The sequence below is a fragment of the Citrobacter sp. CtB7.12 genome (assembly GCF_001297795.1).
In the GTDB taxonomy this organism is placed as follows: Bacteria; Pseudomonadota; Gammaproteobacteria; order Enterobacterales; family Enterobacteriaceae; genus Citrobacter_A; species Citrobacter_A amalonaticus.
In genome coordinates, this window is the sequence record NZ_LIFT01000006.1 from 118,040 (window position 1) to 137,649 (window position 19,610).

Sequence of the window (19,610 nt, forward strand, 5' to 3'; positions counted from 1 at the left end):
CTCAGAATAAGCCCAGGGAAAACAGCCAGCCGATGATGACCGCCAGCGGCCCCGTTAACTGACGTGAGAGCAGAAAGGCAGGGACGCCCTTTGCGATGGTCTCCGGCTTCGCCTCCTGCATCGAAAGGCCGACCGGCACGAAGTCGCAGCCGACCTGCACGTTGATGGCGAACAGCGCGGGCAGGGCGAAGGCCGGAGATATCGCCCCTGCGCCAATCTGTGTGCCTATCATCACGCCAATCACCTGCGAGATGGCAGCGCCCGGCCCGAGTACCGGGGAGAGGAAAGGAATGCCGCAAATCAGCGACAGCAGCACCAGCCCCCACAGCGAGTTCGCCAGCGGCGTCAGGGCGTCGGCAATCAGGCTGCCGAGCGCGGTCTCCTGCACCAGGGCAATCAGCAGCGAGACAAAGGCCATAAACGGGATAACGTTGCGTAGCGATACATCCACCGCCTCCCGGCTGGCGGCGAACAGCAGGGCGATAACGTGGCCGACGGCGGTGCCGGTCTGCTCGACCATGCGCACCAGCTTCTCCGCGCCACGGGGAGGTGGCGGCGTGGTGGTAATGACTGGCTCCGGAGATGGAACTGACTCAGGCTCGCAGTCCGTGGCTTCGGCGGTATCCACCAGAACCAGCTGTTCCATCGTCACGCCGGAAACGTAGTTATCCTCGTTAATAAAGTGCGCCAGCGGCCCGGCGCGCCAGGTGGGGAGCACGTTGATGGTCGGGATGCCTTTTTGCGGATACAGGCCGCATCTCAGGGACCCGGCGCAGTTAATCACCACGCACAGCAGCTCATCATCCGGGGGAATATCGGCAAAGCCGTTGATGACTTCTGACTGAGTCAGCGCACCGATTTCAATGGCGACGGGATGGATTTCCCGCCCGGTCAGTGACAGCACCTTTTTGCCGCTGCCAACGGGCAGCCACAGTCCCTTGCCGTAGCCACCGGGACCGGGAGGAATAAGTACCGTGTTCATGGCCGTCCCTCCTCAATTACCAGATTGCCGTGGAGGTCGCGCAGGTTCGGTACTGGGCCGGAGAGATGAAGCGCGCCGACGTGGCAGGGATTCAGGTCGCCGTTGAACACCAGCGTCAGGTGGCCGAGTTCAAACAGCGCCTGCTGTGCTCCTTTGCCAACGGCAGTCACCAGATAGTCGTGACCCGCCAGCAGCAGGCGGTCGCCGGGGAGTATCATCAGGCTCTCTTCCCGGAACGACGGCTCCAGCGACAGGGAGTAATCGAGGCAGTCTTTCGGCCCGTTGCTGTCGAAGGTGATGAGCATCTTGTCGGTGAGGCCATCAGCGACAAACAGCCCGATGGCAGTAATACGTGCGCAGTAAATCATCATGGCGCATTCCCCCGCCTGCTGAGCCGCAGGAACAGGTACTCGGTGATAATCCCGCGTATCAGTCCAGTCAGCATGGCAGCGGCGATATAGCGCAGCGCCAGCGGGGTGACGGGCAGGCCGAGCGCCTTAATCCCGGCAGCGACGCCGAGCCAGACAAACAACTCCGACGGCACCACATGGGGAAACAGGCTGGTGAGCGGATGGGCGGTGGTGCCGAGCGCATCTTCATAGCCGGGCTTGCTCTTCTCCGGCAACAGCTTGCCGAGCGTCAGCGCGCCGGGGCTGCTCATAAAGAACCAGCCGAGCACCGGCAGCACGCCGTAGGTGAGAATGCGCGAGCGGCCAAGCAGGGCGGCGACTTTCTCCATTCTGACGATGCCGACCAGCTTCATCAGGAAGTTGATGGCCAGCAGCAGGCAGATGAGCATCGGGATAAGCCCCGTCATCATGTCGAGGAAGATTTTGCCTGCGGTCTGGAACAGGTGGATAAAGCCTTCAGCCAGGGAGACCAGAAACATGGCGGCCTCCTGCGAGTGGTGCGATGGTGCATGGTTGTGGTTCGGTGTGCATAAACAACTCTCCTGTCAGGTATCGTTGGTTAATGCGTCCTGCCACTCACAGCGCGGGTCGTTATGTCCCGGAGTTGTCGGTTGTTGTCATGGGGTGAAGCGGTTTACGGGGTTCACGTTTATTTCCCGTGTCGAGGTAACGCTCCGGCCAGATCGCTGACGGATGCATTTCCAGCGCAATGGCAATCAGCCATTCACCTTTCGGCCAGGGGCGGTTCAGGGCATTCGCCAGCGTGGACGAGGCCAGTCCCGCTTCCCGCGACAGTTTCGCCAGACTGGTACCGCGCTTGTGTAAGGCTGCAACGATGTCGGCGGGGTGCCAGTCTTTTTTAGCCATTCCGTTTACCTCTGTTGTTGACTATAAGTCACAAATGTATGCTAGCACGCTTTTTATGTGACTCATAGTCCGTGGACCGATAATCAACGAAGATTGATGCTGGCTAGATGGAAAAGACGGGATCAATCAAAAAGGTACTGGGCAACAGAATCAGGGCGCTACGCCATGAGATGGACCTGTCTCAGGAAGCCTTTGCCGATAAGTGCGGCATCGATCGCACCTACATGAGTGGAATTGAGCGAGGAGTGAGGAACCCTACGCTTATTGTCATGTGTGCAATTTCGGATGGTCTGGGGATGGACCTTAGCCATTTATTTATGTTTGACGATGGCGCAGAAAAGGACGCCGAATCAACGGAATGTGACTTATAGTCCGTGGTCTGATAAACAACGTAAGTTCATTTTATCTGGATGAAAAATACATCCAGCATTCAGGCGCAGTTTGGTGCGCATCTCAAAAAACTCAGGCTCCAGTCAGGCCTGTCTCAGGAAGCATTTGCGGATAAGTGTGGGCTTGATCGTACTTATGTGAGCGGCATTGAGCGGGGGGTAAGGAATCCAACCCTTGAGGTGATAAGTGTTTTGGGGAAAGGGTTGGACATAGATATTAAAGAGTTATTTAACTTTGAAAGATAGGTTATCTACTAGCTGCGGCTCTTTCTGCAGCTGCTCTGGTGACTTGATTTCCTACGTCCCAGCCGTTTACGCTTGGAAGGGTCATTCCATCCATTGATCTTAAGATAAAACCACCAATCGTAGGGCCAAATGACTCAGTAGTGTTAATTCCAGCATAACTCGATATAAAAAGATTATCATTTAGGTCTGTTAAAAATGATAATCGGGCGAAAAATGGGAAAGCAGTAACCATTTGGATATAACCACCAATGGTATTCACCGTTTCTTGATTTATCCAGTTGTTTAATGCAATAAATGGCGAACGCCACCAATTTATAGTGTTAGGTGAAAATTGCTCTCGAGTAGTTTCAATGAATTCTTGCAGTTCCTGTTGACGATCACCTAATAAAATAGGTCTGCCTGATAATAAATTCTGGTTGTCTTCTATATCAATGATGCCAGGGGTTGCACTAGAGTTATTGAGCTTGACTATTTTATATGATCTTGTATTTAAACAAAAACCAAAAATAAGCATCTCAATTCTTACTGATTGGGGAAATGACTGGCCAACATCACGCATAAATTTTTCAGCAATGTCTTTTGCTAGAATTGCTATTTCATTCAATGTTGGATAGGTTTCATAAGGTATTTCTTGCTCTGGAGTACTACTTCCTATTTCATGTAATCGAGAAAGTGAAACAGCAAGCATTTCCTTAACATTAATTCCTATTATTGTACTTCCGGCAAAGCCGAAACCAAACTCGAATATTTTTTGTGGATGTATACGTAATACATCTGTAGAGCGTATAACAGATACAGGTACTGAGAATAGTTTAGGGCAATGGTCGGTTAGAGTGCTGTTTTGCTGAGTTATTCTTGAGTCACTAACAGCCCAAATACTATCGTTTTCTTCGCTATTTAACCAACATGCAATTGCAGTCATGATTTTTTGTCCAATCTTTCAGTATTAATCTCAGTATCATAGCATGTTTTTATTATGAAATTGCCGTACTTAAAATTATTGGTATCTCCACCTCAGTACATCCCGTATTCCACATAATCCGCATCCTTTCCGCCTTTTCATGTTTCTCGGTCAGCGCCAGATATATCGTGAGCGGTACCATCCAGAACAACGTCTCCATACACGTAGTTGGGGTTAGTATTGCTTTGCCCGTTTGTATGAACCTATGTATACACATAGTAACCATTGTTTGGATTGCCCCTGCCCAGGAAGACGATCCTGCCTTATAGATTGAAAGTTGAGCATGGCTTTTGCCTTTGAAGGGCAAGTCCATTCCCCTTATTCTCCCTTCCTTTCAGCCTTTGCCTTTTCAGTCCCTTTTCGCCATTTTCATTCCTTCTGTTTTTGAGGTGGTACAGGTGGGACAAGTGGTACAACCGCGCCAGCCGTGGCTTTGCGCTGTACCACCTGAAAAATACCAGCCTGAAAAGTGGGACAGATTCAGCAACGGCTGTCCCACCCTGTACCACTTTTTTTAAACTAAATTCTCTAAAGTGGGACGCTGTAACCCGCGCCAGCTCTGCGTGTACCACTTGTCCCACCCTGTACCACCTTTTTTTAAGACTCGCGAGACTGCACTCAGATACTGAGGATGCGGGAGGTGAGCCGGTAGACCCTGGCTTTACCGATCTCCTGCAGGCGAACCTGCGACTGGTATTTCCCGTCACTGCCGGGCAGCAGGCATTCTGCTTCCAGACATAATCTGGCCGCTCTGGCAGGACTGAATCCCCGGCACATTTCCCGCCAGCCCTCCGGCAGGATGTGAAACAGTGTGTATTCTTCACCCGTCAGCGGATCTTTTTCCACCCGGCGAAAGCCCACCATATTCAGCGGGCGGTCCGGGCCATCCCACGAGGCAAAGCGGCTGTACTGGTGTGCGGTGATGAACCGCTTGATCTGCGCCAGCACGCCTTCATCCTCCTGGTTAGCAATATGGCCGCGTTCGTTCAGCCAGGCGTGCAGGCAGATCTGCACCGCATCATACGCCGTGCCTTCCTGCCAGCCCGTGATACCCTGCAGCGTTGCCATCTCTCCAGCCACCGCCAGCAGGGCAAAGCGGGCCACGATGCGCTGCACCTGGTTTCCGGCATTATCTGGCATCAGGGTGGTCTGGTAGCGGCGAAGTAACTCTCTCGCCAGCGTGGTGCTGGCGTCCAGGTCGCTGGTGAGGAAGGTCAGCCAGGCACGAAAAGCGGTGCCGTGGAAGCGGGCCACCCGGTCGCAGAGGGTATCGGCGAACTGCTGGCCGCTGGCAAAGCCGTGTAGCTGCTCAAACGCGCCATGCTGCCCGGTGTCGCTTGGGATTTGTACCATGCGCACGTCCATTCCGGCGTAGAGACGCTCCCCGGCGCGTTCGGTGTGTTCCGCCAGCGACAGCTCCCCGGTGGAGAACAGCAGCAGCGTCCAGTGTCTGCGGTTACGTACTTCGCCGTCGGTGCGGGCACGCCCCTATCCCTGGCCGTTCGCCAGCATATAGGCAATCATTCCGGCTTCCCGTGGGTCCACTTCGCGCAGTTCATCGAGTGGCAGCAGGGCATCGTTGTGGCGGCTGGCAATTCCCTCCAGCGCATTCCCGGTGGCCCGCCAGGAGTGCCAGTAATCCGTGCCGCCACAGACGGAAGCGGCCACCTTCATTACCGTGGTTTTGCCGTCGGTGGACTCACCGCGCAGGTGAAAACCCCCGCCGCCCGTTCCGGTCAGGCGCAGCAGCGGGGCGGCCAGCGCACAGCAGACGGCAAAGACCAGACGCGAGTTGCCTGCACAGAGCGCGGCGACCTGCTCCTGCCATTCCGTCAGCGTACCGGACTGTACAAAGCCGCCAGTCAGGTAGTGGCTGCCCTGGAGAATGACATTGTCGCCACCGGGACCGATAACCTCATCCGGCAGCACGTACACGCCGTTGTGCCAGCCGGTTTTCTCCACGCAGGTGACCCGGCGTCCGGGGAGTGACCGTGAGATGTACTCGCACAGCAGGCTGCGCAGGGCGGGGCGGGTGGAGATATAGGTCAGGCCGTTCTCCAGCAGAATGCGCCGCAGCTCCTCGCCGTTGCCGCTGAGCATTGCCATCGGCATGGCCCAGCGCCGCAACTGCCCGGTGGTGGTATGCCATTCCAGCAGTCGGCCATAGCTGCCGTCATGGCTGTCGCAGGTGATGGCGGTGACGCGCAGAGGGGAACAGATGCGCTGGGGCTGGACATCGCTTTCACCGTCCCGGCGTTCGGTGAGCTTGTCAAACCACAGTGCCTCTTCATCGAGGCGGAAGTGCTCCGGCAGGATGTCAGAGGGCCTTTCCTGTCGCAGGCGTTCAAGCTGCCCGGTCCAGTTCTCCAGCAACTCACCGTCAGGGCTCATCAGCCGGGCCATCTGTACGTTCGTGTGCGCCAGTTTTACGGCGATTTTCAGCAACTCCTCCTCGCGGATATCGCCTGTGCGAAGTACCCGGACGTAGAGCGCGTCAGGTCTGATTATGGTCAGGTTATCCAGATCGGCCAGTTCATCTGGTCCGAGTACCACCGGAGGAACATCATCTTCCCGGTCGGGATCTTTTCGCCACACGCGTGAGGTCTCCCATGCCAGGCTTCCGGCGAGGATCACTACTTCGAGTGTGCGGTCGGGAGACTGCTTGTTGAGAAAAGGGGCGCGTTTCATGATTGGGTATCGGTCGGCTCATCCCTGAGCGTGGATTAACGGATGATAGCGCGGCGCTGTTGCCACTGACGGATTTCAGCGGCATCGAAAACCACCAGTCGGGAAGAGAGGTGGACGGGGCGGGGAAAGTCGGTGTTTTTAATCAGGCGGTAAACTGACGATTCGCTCATCGCCAGAAACTGGACCACCTGCCGCATACGCACATTGCCGCTTTCGGGAAAAGCATCGTTGCTGTCAGCACGGGTTTTCATGATTGCACCTCACGGGAACAGAGTGTCGGAGCGGTTATAGCGCGGAAAGGGAAGGGGAGGTATAGGTCCGGGTGAAAAAGTAAAGTCCGGGTAGAAAGTAATGAGTCCGGAAAGAGTTTCTTTGCTATCAAAACCGATGGCGTTAGATTAATTTATTGAAAATAAATGGTTTTTATTCAGTTGAGCCCTGTCGAGACAAGATTTGCTATGGTTAACGAATGGCAACGCACGACTACAAACGCTTCATAAAAGATGTCGCTATCTCACCGTCAGCTCTGAGTGTGAAGCGGACGCTGTTGCTACCTTGAATGCTTATGGTTTACAAAGTTGTGCTGGCGCTTTCTTCCAGTAGACATTCGAGAGCAACATCTATTCTTTTCTTATCGTATAATGTCAGTAGGAAGAATCGCATCGACTTATCCAGACTATCACTCGAACAGACCTGTTCAGGAATTTTTGTGAACACTTACAAGGCTATCACTTAGCAAATATAGTATTTACTCAATCACAGAGAGAACTATGTATAACAAGGGATTACTTCATACAGATGTTGTTAGACAGCATACCGTTCCGAGATTCTTGCTGGAAAATTTCGCCATTAGCTCGGAAAAAAAGAAACGTGGCAAACAAGTGTTCGCGCTGAATAAACGGACCCGCCAGGTTATGAAAATGAATGTAAACGATGCCACCGTGCATAGTCGTTTTTACAACCTTCATAATCAACCAGAGACTGCCAGTCTGGAATCGTTACTTTCTCTCTATGAAGGTAGTGCCTCAACAGTCATTCGTAAGCTTATTTCTACTAAGAGCATACAGGGTTTGTCAGAAGAAGAACGGAGTGTCCTGGCTCGGTTCGTGACCGTGCAGCACCTACGTACTCGTGGTGAATATGAGAATCAGAAACACATGGCTCAAGGGCTGTACAACACGCTGAAGCTCAAAGGCATCATCTGTGAAGAGCTTGAACACTATTTTAGCGATGAAGTTTTTGAGTTGAATACTAAAAGCAACTTTCTAGATCAAATTGCTGGCTGTGATTTTGAAACATCAATTATCCTAAGTAAGGAATGGTTACTTTTCGAGACGACACCGGATAGACCATTTTATATTTCTGATAACCCCGTAACTATGTATAACGAAAAAGAGTTTACCGACAGAAGCAACACAGGGATAGCCCTACCTGGCATCCAAATTTACCTCCCCTTATCCACAACACTAGTTCTTGCAATGGTATGCCCTTCCCTAAATGACAAACTAAGAGAAGAAAGAGAATTAATCTACAAATACATAGTAAGTCATCGAGGCGGAGAGCAGTCTAACGTTTTTCAAAGGCTCAGTTTCCTTAAAGACCTATTAGATAACCATCTGGTAAGTATCGAAGACTGGAGGTTGAATCATCTAAATAGTTTGCAAGTCTGGAGAGCAGAACAATTTATTTTTAGTTCGATTGAGGATTTTGAACGGGTAAAGAATCTCATTGATGATTGTCCTGAATTAGTCGATGGCCCTCGTTCAGTTGTTTCGTAACATCCTCAATGGTTACAAATTATTGGTGAAAATATTAACACCCCGTTATGGGTAAGAAGCAGAGAGCCATCCATTGGATAGCATCGATTGTTGTTAGTACAGTCCGCTTCTGGCACAGAGCGGGAATTGATTACCCGCTCTGTTCACAGTTTCATCTGGACGAAGCGGCATTGCTCTCCAGCGCCAACTAAAAGCCGCTTTCGCGGCTTTTTGAGCAGTTATCTCACTTATCCAGCAACGAATGGCAGGGCATAGGAATTGGAGGTAAATTTGTGCTAGCCTTTGCTTTATAGGGCTTTGTGCCTAATCGCCAGAGAGAATCAATATTTCTTAAATATGTAACCACTCGATGGTCTGCATCATTGATTATTCCACAAGTGTACGTTTGATGCGGCGACGTTGGTGAGCGATCGAACGTTCCAATTTCAACAGGCCAATGATCGCCATCAGAGGATTCATCGCATATTCTCTGTAGCTGCTGCTGATATGTTCTTATATCTGGGGTACCACCATAATAAAAGCAAGATGCGACTATGACGCTCAACGTACCCTTTCTCTCGCCAATGAATTGGATAGGCGAGAGCAGCCCAGAAGCATAAATATTTTCGATTACGTTGATGACTCGAGTATCGTGATCTTCATCCCAGATGACAGAGAAATCATGAATTTCACATGGCTGAGTGGGAAAACGAAGAACATCAAGCCATTCGACGGTTCTAAAGACTGAGTAGTGAGTCCCGCGACCTAAGAAACCTATTGGTTCAGGTTCATCATAGAGGCAGGAAAACAGGGTGGAGTACTGGCGTATTGGTGATTTCATATTAAATACTTCCGATTTCATCAGAAAAAGTGGGATTTGCTCCACTATGAGAAAGCTTTCGGCTTGCTCAAGGTTCACTATCGAAATTAACATGTTTTTATTATTACGCAATAGACAGATGGCTATGATCTTCCCCCGGTCAACTGTACCCACCACTGTTTGGCGAAATTCGAGATATCTATAACGTCCGCTTCTGGCACGAAGCCGACTATACGTCCGAGGTTTCAGAGCTTAATCGGTTCGCTCCACCCGACACTGGGAGCTCCTACCTACGTTCTCTTCTCCCGCCCCATCTTCAACACCTCATAAAATGTTCCTCTCCCAAGCCCATCAGATGGGACTTCCCGCTCCTGCGCCAGCATTTTCAGCTTCCGAAGTATCCGATCCGAAGTCGGTTTATCAGACGTACCATAACGCCCGTCAGTCTCCTCAACCAGAAGCTGAACCAGCAGCCAGCAGAGTCGGGAAGTATTCTCCCGTGCTTTGTCGCGCTTATGCATCCCCCGCAGAGAAGGTTGTGCTGAAACAGTGAGATCTGGCAGCGCGTCGTCGCCGAGTGTCTTCAGCCACTTGCGGCCGCGACTGTGACGCGACAGTTTCATCACCGCCTTCAGGCTGCGGGCCTTAATTTCTGGCGGAGTGAGTTCGTCATCAATAAGCCGCCAGGCCAGGGCAAACATCTCATCGGCATAGAACATGCGCTTGTTCGCCGGGGCGCTGACCATGCCCGTTGCTTTGATGGTGCGGCTGATGGCATCGTGCAGGATACGGTAATTTTCCTGATGCTCTTCCGGCAGGGCATTTGCCGGTTGGGAAGCATCTAGGCCGAGAAGCAGAAGGGCGAGATGCCGCGCTTCCAGCAGCGGCATATCACATTCCCGTTCAAACAGATTCTGACGAATGGGGCTGGTCACATTATTTTCCTCCCTCAATGGCTCTCTTCCCACTTTCATACCGATTCTGGTGGACAGGGTTTTACTCTGCCATTGCTCATTAAATAGACAAAGGCAGATTATCACCAGAGTGCGGGTAATTTTGTTCTGACATGTAGGATCTGTGGAGTGCATAAAGGAAATCAGCCTTCGGCAGGAGCAAATTGATCTCTGTGCTTTACCAGGGCTTATTTCTTAGAAGAGCAAGGTAATATGATGCCTTGTTGGTGGTCTAAATATAGTCTATATTAAAACCGAGACATGACCATTGGGCGGACCAACATGAAAGTAGAGACAATCAGCTACGTTAAAAAGAACGCAGCAACGCTTGATCTATCAGAACCTATCCTGGTCACACAAAATGGTGTGCCTGCTTATGTTATAGAGTCCTATGACCAGCAGCAGGAACGGGAGAACGCCATTGCTTTGCTGAAGCTGCTTACCCTGTCAGAGAAAGATAAAGCGGAAGGGCGGGTGTTCTCGAAAGAGCAGTTGCTGGATGGTCTTGCGGATTAAACGCAGCGCGCTCAACGTTAAGGGATTTCCATGGAACAGCAGGTGACCTTTGAGTACACGCTTACGGTAAAGCACTGCATCGACACAATAGCGGGTTTTCTGAAGCGTGTTGATGTTGAGCCGCGCCCGGTTATCGCCGATATTCTCACACAGTTTGAGAGTACCGTAGGCCAGTTCCCCTTGGGCTGCCAGATTTGCCCCGAATTGCTGAAAATTGGCTGTGCCAAATACCGGGAGTTTAACCACGCTGAAGGCTACCGGGTTTTGTATTCCGTAGACGGAACGTTAGTGACAGCACATGCGATCCTGGCACATCGGCAGGACGTCCAGCAGTTGCTGTTTAAACGTCTGATCATGGCCTGATAGCCCTAATGCGTTTTGTACGGCAATAATACGAATTTAAAGAGCGTGTTTGTAAACTATCATAACAACATGATTAATATCACAAATTTCATCATTTTGACGGTATTTATTACAGTATCGTCTGGAAGTGGTTGTCATAAAACTCTGTGATAACAAGATGTTGGATGGTTCCTAAACCATTGAGTGGGAATAATATCCCCACACGTCACTGACGGATAATCGACAAAACCCTCTGTTTAGACAGGGGGTTTTTGTTTTATTTGGGGGTATAAAAGACCAAATGGCGTCTGTCTGAAATAACAGGATTAACGTTGAGCAGGCGTTTCGACAGACAGAGTAGACTGTTGCGCGTCTTTTTTGTCCTGATGATGATGCCAGGCGCCGATAGAAGAGTAGACAAAACGTCCAAAAAAGAAGATAAAGCTGATAAGCAATACGATACGGGTCATGCGACTGTTAAATCGATGTCGTTTTCGCATACTGGTTGCCTGACTCACAAAAGGTTCCTTAAGGGATGCCCATACGGGCGATAGATACATTAAGGCACACTGTGTCAGGCGGGTCAATTCTTGATTATGTAAAATTGCGTCAGTTGAATCATATCTCGTTGTTATGAAGAATAATGATATTATTTACATTAATAATATGAGAATGATAACACCGTGAAATAAAGGTAATAATTGATTAATGGGGACGGAATTATTTGATATACGTCAAAAATAACTTCCCGTTGATAACTAAAATCTGTGCGACATGTATGGTGAGTTTTTCATCTTAATTTTGACGTCAGGTGGGATGCCTGTCTGATTCACCCCTTAAGGATCCAGGGGTTCCGCTGAGCGTCTATGCGACTGAATAAAACTTATATTGCAATCAGAGATAAGTGGTGGGGACTGCCTCTGATTTTGCCTTCCCTGTTTTTACCGCTCGTGAGCCATACGAATACCTATGCGCATGTGGCCACCGGGGATGTCATCCTTTTCTACTTACCGTTATCACTCATGATGAGCCTGATGATTTTTTTCGGTTGGGCGGCATTACCCGGTATTGTTCTGGCGGTTTTTATTCGCAAATATCCGCAGGTAGGTCTGGCGGAAACATTGCCTGTTATTGCGCATTTTCTTATTGCTGTCGTGCTCAGCTGGGGCGGTTACCGTGTTTTTACGCCCCGACGTAACAACATCTCGCATGGTGACGCGCAGCTGGTCTTCCCCCGCATTTTTTGGCAAGTTTTTTGCCCCGCAACGCTATTTCTGGTGCTTTTCCAGTTCGCAGCCTTTGTGGGGTTGTATGAAAGCAAGTTGAGCTTAATGGGGGGAACACCATTTAACATCAACGCATTAATAAACTACCAGGGTATTCTGGTGGGCAATTTGATTGGTGTACCGCTCTTCTACTTTATTATTCGCGTTATTCGTAACCCGCTACATTTACGCGGCTATTATTCGCAATTAAAGTTACAGTTTGATGCCAAGGCCTCGCAAAAAGAGATCATTATTTGGTTGCTGGTATTGTCCGCTTTAATGTCTTTGCTTTGTATGCCACTGAATGAAAATAGTTCCATATTCAGCACGAACTATACTATGTCATTATTACTCCCGGTTATGTTATGGGGAGCGATGCGTTATGGCTATCGATTCATATCACTGCTATGGGCGCCAGTTTTAATTATTGCGATCCATAATTACAGAAGCTATACGCCCTATTATTCAGGTTACGATGTACAACTGGCGATTACCTCTTCCAGTTTCCTGGTTTTTTCTTTTATTGTGAATTACATGGCGGTGCTGGCGACGCGTCAGCGGATTGTGAGCAGTCGTGCCCGACGGCTTGCGTTTCTTGATCCGGTTGTCCATCTTCCCAATCTTCGTGCGCTCAACCGCGCGCTGAGAAATACGCCCTGGTCTGCGTTGTGCTTTCTGCGCGTTCCTGAACTCGAGTTTCTCGTGAAAAATTACGGAATAATGCTGCGTATCCAGTACAAGCAACAGCTCTCCCACTGGATTGCCGAAAAGTTGGGTCCTGATGAGCATGTTTACCAAATGTCCGGGCCTGACCTGCTGCTACGCTTAAATACAGAGTCACATCAGCAACGCATTGACGATCTGGATGAGCATATCAAGATGTTCCGGTTTGTCTGGGATGGCATGACGTTCCAGCCACAGGTGGGGATGAGCTATTGCTATGTGCGTTCCCCGGTAAATCACATTTACCTGTTGCTGGGGGAGTTGAGCACGACGGCTGAGCTGTCCATCATGACCAACACGCCGGAAAATTTAGAGCGTAGTGGTGCGATGAACATGCAGCGTAATCTGCGAGACAAAGTCGCAATGATGAACCGGTTACAGCATGCGCTGGAGCATGACCGTTTTTGTCTGATGGCGCAGCCAATCGAAGGGCTTCGCGGCGATGTTTATCATGAGATTTTACTGCGATTGCTGGATGATGACGGTGGCATGATCAACCCTGATGCCTTCCTGCCCGTCGCGCATGAGTTTGGTCTCTCCTCGAGAATTGATCTCTGGGTTATCGAACACACGTTACGCTTTATGGCGGAGAATCGTGCGCAGATGCCTGCCCGTCGCTTTGCGCTTAACCTGTCGGCGTCCTCGGTCTGTCGGGCCAGGTTTGCGCAGGATATCAGCAAACTGCTGAGCAAATACCAGATCGAAGCCTGGCAATTGATATTTGAAGTGACAGAAAGTCAGGCGCTGATGAATGCCGGACAGGCGGAGGCAACGCTGCAAAATCTGCAACAACTGGGCTGCCAAATCGCTATTGATGACTTCGGTACGGGTTACGCCAGTTATGCAAGGCTGAAAAACGTTAACGCCAATATTCTGAAGATTGACGGTAGTTTCATCCGCAATATCGTTTCGAATAGCCTCGACTATCAGATTGTGGCCTCAATCTGTCATCTGGCGCGTATGAAGAAAATGCAGGTGGTCGCTGAATTTGTCGAAAGCGAGGAGATTCGCCATGCCGCGATCTCTCTGGGGATTGACTATATGCAGGGATATTTAATTGGTGTGCCGCAGCCGTTAAGCGACACGCTGAAAGAGCAGGTGCCAGTGACTGGCACCTGAGTGTGCTTCACGCGGCGATTTCCGGTGAGCGTTCTTCTTCAATTTTCAGACGCCAGCCGGTCACCGCTTCCCAGTATTGCTGTTCTTTTTCCAGATCGAGCAAAACCAGCGCGTTCTGGCTGAACCAGTCGTGAGGGAAACGCAGGGTCCAGTGGTTGTCATCGGTGATGAGCGTCAGCGTAGGCGGTGTGGTCGTGGCCTGGCGCTGGTTGTTCAGCAGTACGCCAAGACGCAATAGCTGAATGAGCGGCAGGAACTGCTTCTTCTTAAACAGCGTAAAACGGGGGAGATCGTCCAGCTTCACCGCCTTACGATGGTAGCGAACCAGCGTGGCCATCATGGTTTGCTGCTCCTGATTAAAACCAGGCAAATCGCTGTTTTGCAGGATATACGCCGAGTGACGGTGCAGGCCGCTGTGATTAATGTTCAGTCCAACCTCATGCAACATCGCTGCCCATTTCAGCAACGCTTCAAGCTGCGGATGCGCCAGCTTCGGCTGCTGCGTTTGCCATTGGTCATACATCTGCATCGTGGTTTCCAGCACGCGTCGCGCCTGTTCGCTGTCGATATTGTACTGATTCGCCAGGCTGCTGGCGGTGCGACTGCGGACATCCTGATGGCGGAAGCGACCTTCCATTTCGTACAGCACGCCTTCGCGCAGCGCACCATCGGAAAGGCGTAACTCGCGGATCGCCAGCGCATCAAAGACACCGCATAAAATCGCCAGACCTGGAACAAAGACCGCTTTTCGCTCTTCAGATAACCCCGGCAGGCTTAGCGACTCGAAACTGCGGTGTTGCAGCAGTTCGGTTACCAGTCGGTCCAGACGTTCTGGGGTGATGAACCCGTCTTTCTCGCCCATTTCTAAGAGCACTTCGTGCGCGGCTTTGATGGTGCCAGAGGCCCCCAGCGCAACGTTCCAGCCCTGAATACGGAATTGCCAGGTCAGGGTTTCAAGCTTCTGCGCCGCCGCCATTCTGGCACGCTGGAAGTTTTCCTTGCTGATGACGCCGCCGGGGAAATAGATCTGGGCAAAACTGACGCAACCCATACGACGGCTTTCAACCAGCTTCGGTTCGAAGTTTTCCCCAATGACCAGCTCCGTCGAGCCGCCGCCAATGTCGATGACCAGCTTGCGGCCTTTTTCCGGTTGCGTATGTTCTACGCCCATAAAGATCAGACGCGCTTCTTCATTGCCGGAAATGATCTCGATCGGATAGGGGATAACCTTTTCCGCTCGTTTGAGAAAATCGGTGGCGTTTTGCGCCTGACGAAGCGTATGGGTACCGACAATACACACGCTGGAGGGGGCGAACCCCTGAAGACGTTCAGCAAACAGTGACAGGCAGCTTAGCCCGCGCTCCATTGCCTCTTCGCTCAGCATGTTGTCTTCGCCGAGACCATCCGCCAGATGCACGCGCTGTTTCAGGCGACCGATAATCTGCATGGCGCCATCCACCACACGGGCAATCACCATGTGAAAACTGTTTGAACCGAGGTCGACCGCCGCAAACTCCTGCGGTCGTGGGGTCTTATCATGTATTGGCATAGCGTTAGTCAGATTGCTCGAGTGATTTGATATAGTCGTAAATAGCCAGTTGCGACTGCACTTTGCGGCGGTTTCCACGCGGCACGTAGCGATTACTCAGTTCTTTATCGATGTAGCGGGCTTTTACCGTATCGCTGAACAGGATGTCAATAATATCCAGCACCCGCTGCTTCAGGCGCGGATCAAGCAGCGGCGTCGCCACCTCAATGCGGTAGTCGATATTACGCGTCATCCAGTCGGCGGAAGAGAGATAGACCTGCTTATCGCCGCCGTTTTCGAAGATATACACCCGGTCATGCTCAAGATAGCGGTCCACAATACTGATGACGCGAATATTATCGCTGATACCTTCCAGATTCGGAATAAGCGAGCACATACCACGAATCAACAGATTGACCGGTACACCTGAGCTGGAGGCGGCATACAGCCGATCGACCAGCCCTTTGTCCACCAGGTTATTCAGTTTCAGTGTGATGCCGGAGGGGAGTCCCTGTTGAGCGTTGGCGATTTCACGATCGATCATCTCATACAGCAGGCGGCGCGAGTTTTGCGGCGAGACCAGCAGATAATCAAACGTCACCGGGCGATACGGGTTCTCGATAAAATTGAACACCCGACGGACTTCGTTAGTGATCCGCGCGTCGGCGGTCAACAGCGAATAGTCGGTATACAGACGCGCGGTTTTTTCGTTGAAGTTACCGGTGCCGATATGGGCGTAACGCACCACCTCTTCGCCTTCTTTGCGCGAAATCAGGAACAGCTTGGCGTGAATTTTTAAGCCGGGCGCGGAGAAGATGACATGCACGCCCGCTTCCGTCAGGCGTTTCGCCCAGTGAATGTTGGCCTCTTCATCAAATCGTGCCTGTAACTCCACCACAACGGTCACTTTTTTACCGTTATGGGCGGCGTGGATCATTGAGTCGATGATCCGCGAGTCTTTTGCCACGCGGTAGATGTTGATTTTGATTGCCAGCACGCTCGGGTCAAACGAAGCCTGGCGCAGCAGTTCCAGAACGTGCTCAAAGGTGTGATACGGATAGTAAAGCAACACATCGCGTTCACGAATGGCGTCAAATCCGTTACGGAACTTCTCTTTATCAAACCAGATATGGCGTAAGCGCGGCAGCGGCTTATTCACCAGATTGGCTTTGCCGACATTAGGGAAGTTAATGAAATCTTTGAAGTTGTGATAACGCCCGCCGGGAACGATAGAGTCATAGCGTGAAATCGTCAGCTTCTCGCGCAGCACTTCGACCAGTGCATTAGGCATGTCGCGCTGATAAACAAAACGCACCGGCTCGGCGGTCAGACGCTGTTTCAGGCTGGAGGACATCAGCTCCATCAGGCTGGATTCCATCTCGTGCACCAGATCGTACTCGGCGTCACGGGTCATCTTCATGGAATAGGCATTCAGTGCGTCATAATCAAAGAAGCCCTTAAAGATGTCGTCCAGACAGTAGCGCAGAATGTTATCCAGCAGGATCATTGGTTTACGGCGACGCGGGGCTTCCGGCGGCAGATTCACAAAGCGTGGAACCTTGTCAGACGGAATTTCCAGCAGCGCATAGCGAATGGTGTCGCCGCGAATAATTTCGACTGCCAGATAGGTGTAGTCATCCTTCAGGAACTGTACCAGATCCGTTTCGCGGTTAATTAAAATAGGGGTGATGTGCTGGCGCAGATACTGCTTGAAATAGTGGCGCAGCCAGCTTTGCTGATTGACTGACAGTTGACGCTCGTTGATCAGGAAGATCTGATTACGCGCCATCTCCAGCAGCAGTTCGTTATACAGGCCATCGAATTCCTGGTCGGCTTTCAGTACGCGGGACTGGATTTTTCCTAACAGGTGGCGAGAATGTGAATTTGAACCCTGTTCTTCGCTGATGATGATGCGACGTTTGAGCTCTGCGAAGCGAACTTTGTAGAATTCATCCAGGTTATTGGAATAGATGCCTAAGAAACGCATCCGTTCAATTAGCGGGTTTGATTTATCCGCGGCTTCCTGGAGCACACGTTCGTTGAACGCTAACCAGCTGAGCTCTTTCTCGATATAAAGCTTTTCCTGACCCATTAATACTTATACTCCGTTTTATTCACGGGACACTGCCTGATTATTATGGCGAGCATTGCGCTCAGATGTCCAACTGTGCCAGAAAAATATGACAATAAACCGTCTGATCGCAAAGGGGAAGGGGGACTGGAGGTCTGAAGAGAAGCGCTGGCCGGATAAGGGATGACATCCGTTATCCGGCACCGTTTTTACTCGTCGGCAGCGTAGCCCTGTGGCGGCAGGCGAACACCGTCCAGCCAGGCGGCGTTATCGCGCATTTTCAGCCGTCCGTCCACAAACCAACTGACGACCAGCGGGTAAATGGCGTGTTCCTGAACCTGAACGCGGGCGGTGATTTCATCTTCGTCATCGCCCTCAAAAACCGGAACTTTGGACTGCAAAATGACCGGTCCGCCGTCGAGCTCGTCAGTGACAAAGTGGACCGAGGTGCCGTGTTCCTCATCGCCGTTTTCCAGCGCCTGACGGTGGGTGTGCAAACCGGGATATTTGGGCAACAGGGAAGGGTGAATATTCAGCAGTCGACCGTTGTAGTGCGCGACGAACGCCGGGCTCAGAATGCGCATAAAACCGGCCAGCACCACCACGTCAGGCGCATACGCGTCGATCTCAAGGATCAGCTCGCGGTCAAATGCTTCACGGCTGGAAAACTGATCCGCCGTTAGCGTATGGGCCGGGATTGCCGCTTTTCTGGCACGCTCAAGGCCGAACGCGTCGGCCTTGTTGCTGAATACTGCCCGCAGGGTGCCGTTGATTTTCTTCTCTTTGCAGGCATCAATAATCGCCTGCAAATTGCTTCCGTTACCGGAAATAAGCACCACAATATTCATTATTCAATAACCACGCGCTGCGCGGAATCGGAAGCCTTGATGACGCCGAGCTTCCAGGCTTTTTCACCTTTTGCCTTCAGCAGGGTAAGGGCGTTGTCTACTTCTGCCGCCGGAAGAGCAATGACCATGCCGACGCCGCAGTTAAAGGTACGATACATTTCATGCTGGCTGACGTTACCGGCGCTTTGCAGCCAGTTAAAAACAGCTGGCCACTGCCAGGAGGATTCATCGATCACCGCCTGCGTGTTGTCCGGCAGTACGCGCGGAATGTTTTCCCAGAAGCCGCCGCCGGTCAGGTGCGCGATAGCGTGCACATCAACCTTTTCAATCAATTCCAGAATCGATTTCACGTAGATGCGGGTCGGCGCCAGCAGGTGGTCGGCCAACGGTTTGCCTTCCAGAACCGTCGTTTCTGGATCGCAGCCGCTGACTTCAACAATTTTACGTACCAGTGAGTAACCGTTGGAGTGCGGACCGCTGGAACCCAGTGCAATCAACACATCGCCATCGGCCACTTTGGAACCGTCAATGATGTCTGATTTTTCGACCACGCCGACGCAGAAACCCGCGACGTCATAATCTTCACCGTGATACATCCCCGGCATTTCAGCGGTTTCCCCGCCGACCAGCGCGCAGCCGGATTGCAGGCAGCCTTCGGCGATACCGTTAATCACGCTGGCTGCGGTATCCACATCCAGTTTGCCAGTGGCGTAGTAGTCGAGGAAAAACAGCGGCTCAGCACCCTGAACGACCAGGTCGTTGACGCACATCGCCACGAGATCAATGCCGATGGTATCGTGACGCTTCAGATCCATCGCCAGACGCAGTTTTGTCCCGACGCCATCAGTACCGGAAACCAGCACTGGTTCACGATATTTTTGCGGCAATGCGCACAGCGCACCGAAGCCACCCAAACCACCCATCACTTCCGGGCGGCGAGTTTTCTTCACTACGCCTTTGATTCGATCCACCAGAGCATTACCCGCGTCAATATCAACACCGGCATCTTTGTAGCTAAGAGAGGTTTTATCGGTCACTGCCTGGTTCCCCACGTTTTCTTACGGTAAAAGTAAAATTCGGCGCAATTCTAGCAGGGAAAGCAAACGTTTGCGAGCCTGTGTTGCA

At 51.5% G+C, this 19,610-nt stretch carries 19 protein-coding genes and 1 pseudogene; 6 read left to right on the top strand and 14 right to left on the bottom strand.

Features of this window, described 5'->3' with window-relative positions; all coding sequences use genetic code 11:
* Nucleotide 1: 1 nt before the first annotated feature.
* The 4 genes from AOY24_RS09770 to AOY24_RS09785 all read right to left on the bottom strand — a co-directional run bounded on the left by AOY24_RS09770 (nucleotide 2) and on the right by AOY24_RS09785 (nucleotide 2,259).
* Nucleotides 2–982 (bottom strand): PTS glucitol/sorbitol transporter subunit IIB, encoded by a 981-nt coding sequence (locus AOY24_RS09770; RefSeq protein WP_054176556.1) that lies wholly within the window; start codon nucleotides 980–982, stop codon nucleotides 2–4.
* Nucleotides 979–1,353: a PTS glucitol/sorbitol transporter subunit IIA gene (locus tag AOY24_RS09775; protein WP_054176557.1), complete on the bottom strand. Its 375-nt coding sequence runs from the start codon at nucleotides 1,351–1,353 to the stop codon at nucleotides 979–981. Before AOY24_RS09775 ends, AOY24_RS09770 begins: the two co-directional genes overlap by 4 nt.
* Nucleotides 1,350–1,871 (bottom strand): PTS glucitol/sorbitol transporter subunit IIC, encoded by a 522-nt coding sequence (locus tag AOY24_RS09780; RefSeq protein ID WP_054176558.1) that lies wholly within the window; start codon nucleotides 1,869–1,871, stop codon nucleotides 1,350–1,352. The genes AOY24_RS09775 and AOY24_RS09780 overlap by 4 nt, the downstream gene beginning before the upstream one ends.
* A 112-nt stretch (nucleotides 1,872–1,983) precedes the next feature.
* Nucleotides 1,984–2,259 carry a helix-turn-helix transcriptional regulator gene (locus tag AOY24_RS09785; RefSeq protein WP_054176559.1) on the bottom strand — a complete coding sequence of 92 codons (276 nt, stop codon included), beginning with the start codon at nucleotides 2,257–2,259 and terminating at the stop codon, nucleotides 1,984–1,986.
* A 170-nt stretch (nucleotides 2,260–2,429) separates the two neighbouring features.
* Between AOY24_RS09785 and AOY24_RS09790 the strand changes: the two genes are divergently transcribed.
* Together AOY24_RS09790 and AOY24_RS09795 are read left to right on the top strand one after the other, a co-directional pair.
* Nucleotides 2,430–2,630 (top strand): helix-turn-helix domain-containing protein, encoded by a 201-nt coding sequence (locus AOY24_RS09790; protein ID WP_369815267.1) that lies wholly within the window; start codon nucleotides 2,430–2,432, stop codon nucleotides 2,628–2,630.
* Nucleotides 2,631–2,669: 39 nt separating this feature from the next.
* A complete protein-coding gene (locus AOY24_RS09795) occupies nucleotides 2,670–2,894 on the top strand; it encodes a helix-turn-helix domain-containing protein (RefSeq protein ID WP_054176561.1) in 225 nt (74 codons plus the stop codon).
* Nucleotide 2,895: 1 nt separating this feature from the next.
* Here AOY24_RS09795 and AOY24_RS09800 read toward each other — a convergent pair whose 3' ends face one another.
* The 3 genes and pseudogenes from AOY24_RS09800 to AOY24_RS09815 all read right to left on the bottom strand — a co-directional run bounded on the left by AOY24_RS09800 (nucleotide 2,896) and on the right by AOY24_RS09815 (nucleotide 6,794).
* Nucleotides 2,896–3,816 carry a hypothetical protein gene (locus AOY24_RS09800; protein ID WP_235507523.1) on the bottom strand — a complete coding sequence of 307 codons (921 nt, stop codon included), beginning with the start codon at nucleotides 3,814–3,816 and terminating at the stop codon, nucleotides 2,896–2,898.
* 657 nt (nucleotides 3,817–4,473) lie between these two features.
* A pseudogene (locus AOY24_RS09810) lies at nucleotides 4,474–6,543 on the bottom strand (DUF927 domain-containing protein).
* A gap of 35 nt (nucleotides 6,544–6,578) precedes the next feature.
* Nucleotides 6,579–6,794 (bottom strand): AlpA family transcriptional regulator, encoded by a 216-nt coding sequence (locus AOY24_RS09815; protein WP_054176563.1) that lies wholly within the window; start codon nucleotides 6,792–6,794, stop codon nucleotides 6,579–6,581.
* Between the two features lie 519 nt (nucleotides 6,795–7,313).
* Here AOY24_RS09815 and AOY24_RS09820 point away from each other — a divergent pair.
* The gene (locus AOY24_RS09820) at nucleotides 7,314–8,321 is read left to right on the top strand and encodes a DUF4238 domain-containing protein (RefSeq protein ID WP_054176564.1); all 1,008 of its coding nucleotides are present in this window, start codon (nucleotides 7,314–7,316) and stop codon (nucleotides 8,319–8,321) included.
* Between the two features lie 223 nt (nucleotides 8,322–8,544).
* Here the strand turns inward: AOY24_RS09820 and AOY24_RS23750 are convergent, their stop codons facing one another.
* Nucleotides 8,545–9,234, bottom strand: a complete 690-nt coding sequence (locus tag AOY24_RS23750) for a hypothetical protein (RefSeq protein ID WP_235507524.1) — start codon at nucleotides 9,232–9,234, stop codon at nucleotides 8,545–8,547.
* A gap of 176 nt (nucleotides 9,235–9,410) precedes the next feature.
* On the bottom strand, nucleotides 9,411–10,055 hold the full coding sequence (locus AOY24_RS09825) for a hypothetical protein (RefSeq protein ID WP_054176565.1): 645 nt from the start codon (nucleotides 10,053–10,055) through the stop codon (nucleotides 9,411–9,413).
* A gap of 300 nt (nucleotides 10,056–10,355) precedes the next feature.
* Here AOY24_RS09825 and AOY24_RS09830 point away from each other — a divergent pair, with 300 nt between their 5' ends.
* Nucleotides 10,356–10,589, top strand: a complete 234-nt coding sequence (locus tag AOY24_RS09830; protein ID WP_054176566.1) for a type II toxin-antitoxin system Phd/YefM family antitoxin — start codon at nucleotides 10,356–10,358, stop codon at nucleotides 10,587–10,589.
* A gap of 30 nt (nucleotides 10,590–10,619) precedes the next feature.
* Nucleotides 10,620–10,952, top strand: a complete 333-nt coding sequence (locus AOY24_RS09835; RefSeq protein ID WP_000437837.1) for a hypothetical protein — start codon at nucleotides 10,620–10,622, stop codon at nucleotides 10,950–10,952.
* A 305-nt stretch (nucleotides 10,953–11,257) separates the two neighbouring features.
* Here the strand turns inward: AOY24_RS09835 and AOY24_RS09840 are convergent, their stop codons facing one another.
* Nucleotides 11,258–11,449 (bottom strand): YfgG family protein, encoded by a 192-nt coding sequence (locus AOY24_RS09840; protein WP_042999844.1) that lies wholly within the window; start codon nucleotides 11,447–11,449, stop codon nucleotides 11,258–11,260.
* A gap of 348 nt (nucleotides 11,450–11,797) precedes the next feature.
* On the opposite strand from AOY24_RS09840, the gene AOY24_RS09845 reads away from it, so the two are divergent.
* On the top strand, nucleotides 11,798–14,038 hold the full coding sequence (locus tag AOY24_RS09845; protein WP_042999845.1) for a sensor domain-containing phosphodiesterase: 2,241 nt from the start codon (nucleotides 11,798–11,800) through the stop codon (nucleotides 14,036–14,038).
* Nucleotides 14,039–14,045: 7 nt separating this feature from the next.
* Here the strand turns inward: AOY24_RS09845 and ppx are convergent, their stop codons facing one another.
* From ppx to purM, 4 genes are all read right to left on the bottom strand, one after another.
* Nucleotides 14,046–15,587, bottom strand: a complete 1,542-nt coding sequence (gene ppx, locus AOY24_RS09850; protein ID WP_042999846.1) for an exopolyphosphatase — start codon at nucleotides 15,585–15,587, stop codon at nucleotides 14,046–14,048.
* A gap of 4 nt (nucleotides 15,588–15,591) precedes the next feature.
* Nucleotides 15,592–17,658: a polyphosphate kinase 1 gene (gene ppk1 / locus AOY24_RS09855; RefSeq protein WP_042999847.1), complete on the bottom strand. Its 2,067-nt coding sequence runs from the start codon at nucleotides 17,656–17,658 to the stop codon at nucleotides 15,592–15,594.
* Between the two features lie 188 nt (nucleotides 17,659–17,846).
* Complete coding sequence (purN, locus tag AOY24_RS09860; RefSeq protein ID WP_044328044.1) at nucleotides 17,847–18,488, bottom strand: phosphoribosylglycinamide formyltransferase; 642 nt, start codon at nucleotides 18,486–18,488, stop codon at nucleotides 17,847–17,849.
* On the bottom strand, nucleotides 18,485–19,522 hold the full coding sequence (purM, locus tag AOY24_RS09865) for a phosphoribosylformylglycinamidine cyclo-ligase (RefSeq protein WP_044256983.1): 1,038 nt from the start codon (nucleotides 19,520–19,522) through the stop codon (nucleotides 18,485–18,487). Before purM ends, purN begins: the two co-directional genes overlap by 4 nt.
* Nucleotides 19,523–19,610: the final 88 nt, after the last annotated feature.

Excerpts from the sequence above, each read along its gene's own strand:
- AOY24_RS09770 (WP_054176556.1), bottom strand. The coding sequence starts at position 982 with ATGAACACGGTACTTATTCCTCCCGGTCCCGGTGGCTACGGCAAGGGA.
- AOY24_RS09775 (WP_054176557.1), bottom strand. The coding sequence starts at position 1,353 with ATGATGATTTACTGCGCACGTATTACTGCCATCGGGCTGTTTGTCGCT.
- AOY24_RS09780 (WP_054176558.1), bottom strand. The coding sequence starts at position 1,871 with ATGTTTCTGGTCTCCCTGGCTGAAGGCTTTATCCACCTGTTCCAGACC.
- AOY24_RS09785 (WP_054176559.1), bottom strand. The coding sequence starts at position 2,259 with ATGGCTAAAAAAGACTGGCACCCCGCCGACATCGTTGCAGCCTTACAC.
- AOY24_RS09790 (WP_369815267.1), top strand. The coding sequence starts at position 2,430 with ATGGACCTGTCTCAGGAAGCCTTTGCCGATAAGTGCGGCATCGATCGC.
- AOY24_RS09795 (WP_054176561.1), top strand. The coding sequence starts at position 2,670 with ATGAAAAATACATCCAGCATTCAGGCGCAGTTTGGTGCGCATCTCAAA.
- AOY24_RS09800 (WP_235507523.1), bottom strand. The coding sequence starts at position 3,816 with ATGACTGCAATTGCATGTTGGTTAAATAGCGAAGAAAACGATAGTATT.
- AOY24_RS09815 (WP_054176563.1), bottom strand. The coding sequence starts at position 6,794 with ATGAAAACCCGTGCTGACAGCAACGATGCTTTTCCCGAAAGCGGCAAT.
- AOY24_RS09820 (WP_054176564.1), top strand. The coding sequence starts at position 7,314 with ATGTATAACAAGGGATTACTTCATACAGATGTTGTTAGACAGCATACC.
- AOY24_RS23750 (WP_235507524.1), bottom strand. The coding sequence starts at position 9,234 with ATGTTAATTTCGATAGTGAACCTTGAGCAAGCCGAAAGCTTTCTCATA.
- AOY24_RS09830 (WP_054176566.1), top strand. The coding sequence starts at position 10,356 with ATGAAAGTAGAGACAATCAGCTACGTTAAAAAGAACGCAGCAACGCTT.
- AOY24_RS09835 (WP_000437837.1), top strand. The coding sequence starts at position 10,620 with ATGGAACAGCAGGTGACCTTTGAGTACACGCTTACGGTAAAGCACTGC.
- AOY24_RS09845 (WP_042999845.1), top strand. The coding sequence starts at position 11,798 with ATGCGACTGAATAAAACTTATATTGCAATCAGAGATAAGTGGTGGGGA.
- ppx (WP_042999846.1), bottom strand. The coding sequence starts at position 15,587 with ATGCCAATACATGATAAGACCCCACGACCGCAGGAGTTTGCGGCGGTC.
- ppk1 (WP_042999847.1), bottom strand. The coding sequence starts at position 17,658 with ATGGGTCAGGAAAAGCTTTATATCGAGAAAGAGCTCAGCTGGTTAGCG.